Raw genomic sequence first — 3,141 nt, 5'->3', positions numbered from 1 at the left:
GCGGGCTCAGTTCGATTCCCGCCCGCCGGACTCTCAATCAGCGTGATGCCGCGCCCGTCCGCCCGGACGCAGCATTGACAGCAGCGGCCAGCCGAGATTGACGCCGAGGCTCGCGATCACGATCAATGCCATGCCCGCGAGCTGCGGCACCGACAGTGCCCGCCCATACACCACGGCATCGGCCACGATCGCCGTCAGCGGATAGACGAACAGCAAAACGGCGATGACCGGTGTGGTCAGCTTCGGCAGCGCGCCGTAGATCAGCACATACGACAGCCCCGTGTGCAGCACGCCCATGCCGACCAGCCAGAACCACTGCATCGGCCCGATATGCACGGCGGTGAGCGGCGCGATGAACGGCAGACACACCACGCCTACCGCGCATTGCGCGAGCGTCAGCAGGTGCGGGCGCAAATTGCCGAGTCCTTTGGCGATCAGTGTGACGCTCGCGTACAGCACCGAACCCGCCAATGCCTCGCCGATACCGATCAGGTAGCTCGTATGCCCCTGCAGGTTCTCGCTAGCCGCGACACCCGAGGCCAGAACGAGCCCGACAAATGCGGTTGCGATCCAGCCAAGCCGGTCGACACCGAGACGCTCGTTGAACAGCGCCGCGCCCATCAGCACGACCCAGAACGGCTGCACGTGAAACACCACGGTCGCCACCGCAATGCTGGTGCGATGAATCGCATCGAAGAAGCCGACCCACTGCGTGACCATCAGCACACCGGAAATCAGTGCCAGCGTCACGGTGCGCCGTGTGAAATGCGCGCGCGTGAAGAAGCCCTTCCACGCGCAATAAGCGGCGAGCGAGAGGAAGCCGAACAGGCAGCGAAAGAACACCAGCGTCAGCGCGCCAAGCCGCGCTTCTTCGACAAAGATGCCGAGTGTGCCCATCAGAAGTCCGCCGCTGGCCAGCGTGATGGCGCCTTGTTGACGTTGGGTGAGGGACATGCAAAGCAGCTCCGGAAATAGGTCGCATCAGGTGAGTCACGAGTATTGCGCGGCTTGCATCGCATCGACAAACGAATTAAATTGAGCAATTGCATAAGCTGGATTGATAAATCATGCATCCCGAATTCGACGTCGATTTGTTGCGTACTTTCGTCGCGGTGGTGGAAACGGGCAGCTTCACGAAGGCGTCGGTGACCGTGCATCGTTCGCAGGCGGCGGTCAGCATGCAGATCAAGCGGCTCGAAACCATGCTCGGCACCACGCTGTTCGCACGCAACACGCGCAACCTCTCGCTGACGCGGCCGGGCAACACGCTGCTTGAATACGCACGGCGCGTGCTGGCGTTGCATGAGGAGGCGTGGTCGGCGATCGTGCGTCCCGAGGTGACCGGGCGAGTGGTGCTGGGCGCACCGGATGATTACGTGTCGTCGCTGCTGTCGCCGGTGCTGCGGCGTTTTTCGAACCTGTATCCGCACGTCGAAATCGAGATCGTCTGCGCGCAGAGCACCTCGCTCGCGCCCATGCTGGCCGATAACAAGATCGATCTCGCCTTCGTCACGCGTGACCGCAAATTGCGCGGTGAATTCGTGCGCAGCGAACCGTTGGTGTGGGTTGGGGCGTCGCTGGATACGCCGGTGCTGGCGGCGTCGCCTTTACCGGTTGGGCTTTACGAGCCGGGCTGTGTCGCGCGCCAGCATACGCTGGCGGCACTCGACGGTGCGCGTCTGCGCTATCGGGCAGCCTTTAGCAGCGCCAGTCTGATGGGCCTGGTGGCGACGGTGGATGCAGGGCTTTCGGTAATCGCGCTCACGCGCTGCAGTGTGCCGCCACGGCTCGCGATTCTCGGCGAAGCGCAAGGCTTGCCGAAGATCGCGCCGGTGGAAATCGTGGTGGCGCGCAGCGCCAAATCAGACCGTCCTACGTGCGATTATCTGGCCGCGCAGATGATGCAGGATTTGTCGCAACGCACGCCGGGACGCGGGGCTGCGGCGACGGCGTGAGGGGGCTGCCATGAGCATGCCCCAAAAGGGCGTTGCTCAGCCGCGCTGATTGGCTGCGCGGTTTAAAAGCGCGGCTTAACGTGAAGCTCAATCTCGCAGCTTGACTACGCTGCTCAATCTCGCGGATAAGCCGTCACCTCGCCATCCACGGCAAGCCGCACATTTTCGCCCGGCCGCGGCGACCGATACCCCGGCACGCGAGCGCGCACCACAGTCCGCGCGCCGGATTGCAATTGCAGCGCAACCCCCGCGTCCTGCCCCTGAAAGATCACGTCCTGCACCACGGCGTCATAAGATGCCACGCCGTGCGGCATGGTTTCTTCGGCACGCAACAGGCGGATCTGCTCAGGCCGCACCATCACATCGACCGCGCCGTTGCCCATCGGCTCGCACAACGGCAAGTCGCCGAGCTCGCAGTTCACGCGATCCTGCCTGACCACGCCCGGCAACAACACCGCTTCACCGACGAACGACGCAAGTTCGCGCGTCACCGGCCGGCGGTACAGCGTTTCCGGCGTCGCGGTCTGGATCAGCCGGCCGTTCCACAGCACCGCGACCTCGTGACCGAGCGACAGCGCTTCCGCTTGATCGTGCGTGACGAGTACGGCAGTCGCCCCCGTCGCGGCGAGAGCACTTGCCACCGCTTGTCGGGTTTCGAGCCGCAACGCGGCGTCAAGCGAGGAGAAGGGCTCATCGAGCATGACCAGAGTAGGCGACGGCGCGAGCGCACGCGCCAGTGCCACACGCTGCTGCTGACCACCCGATAACTGCTGCGGCGCGCGCTCGCCGAAGTTCGCCGGCAAGCCGACCAGCTCCAGCAATTCGGCCACCCGATGACGCGCGCGGCGTTGGGTGCGCGGCAAGCCGAACACGATGTTGTCCGCCACGGACAGATGCGGAAACAGCGCGCCTTCCTGCGGCACGTAGCCGATGCGGCGCTGCTCGGACGGCATGTGGAGGTTGTCGCCGGCCACGCGCCGGCCGTCGATGTCGACGCTGCCGCTATCCGCGCGTTCGAAACCGCACAACAGCCGCAGCAAGGTGGTCTTGCCGCTGCCGGACGGACCGAGCAGCGCGAGCAGCGTCCCGCGTTCGACGGAGAGATCGATGCCGTGCAGCACCGGATGGCCGTCGAACGATTTTTGCAGTCCGCGGATACGAAGTTCGCTCATGAAAATCCGATGTC

At 64.5% G+C, this 3,141-nt stretch carries 3 protein-coding genes; 1 reads left to right on the top strand and 2 read right to left on the bottom strand.

Annotation, left to right across the window (positions count from 1 at the left end; translation table 11 throughout):
* Positions 1-33: 33 nt before the first annotated feature.
* Positions 34-954 carry a DMT family transporter gene (locus tag QOC89_RS06035; RefSeq protein WP_323044192.1) on the bottom strand — a complete coding sequence of 307 codons (921 nt, stop codon included), beginning with the start codon at positions 952-954 and terminating at the stop codon, positions 34-36.
* A gap of 113 nt (positions 955-1,067) precedes the next feature.
* Here QOC89_RS06035 and QOC89_RS06030 point away from each other — a divergent pair, with 113 nt between their 5' ends.
* Entirely contained in the window at positions 1,068-1,955 is an 888-nt protein-coding gene (locus QOC89_RS06030; RefSeq protein WP_323044191.1) for a LysR family transcriptional regulator, read from the top strand.
* Between the two features lie 113 nt (positions 1,956-2,068).
* On the opposite strand, the gene QOC89_RS06025 is transcribed toward QOC89_RS06030, so the two are convergent.
* Positions 2,069-3,127 carry an ABC transporter ATP-binding protein gene (locus QOC89_RS06025; RefSeq protein ID WP_323044193.1) on the bottom strand — a complete coding sequence of 353 codons (1,059 nt, stop codon included), beginning with the start codon at positions 3,125-3,127 and terminating at the stop codon, positions 2,069-2,071.
* Between the last annotated feature and the right edge of the window lie 14 nt (positions 3,128-3,141).

Origin of the sequence: Paraburkholderia sp. (assembly GCF_034668105.1) — a bacterium.
Classification (GTDB): domain Bacteria; phylum Pseudomonadota; class Gammaproteobacteria; order Burkholderiales; family Burkholderiaceae; genus Paraburkholderia.
Note: the sequence above shows the minus strand (reverse complement) of the source record. Positions and strands in the feature narration are given on the sequence as shown.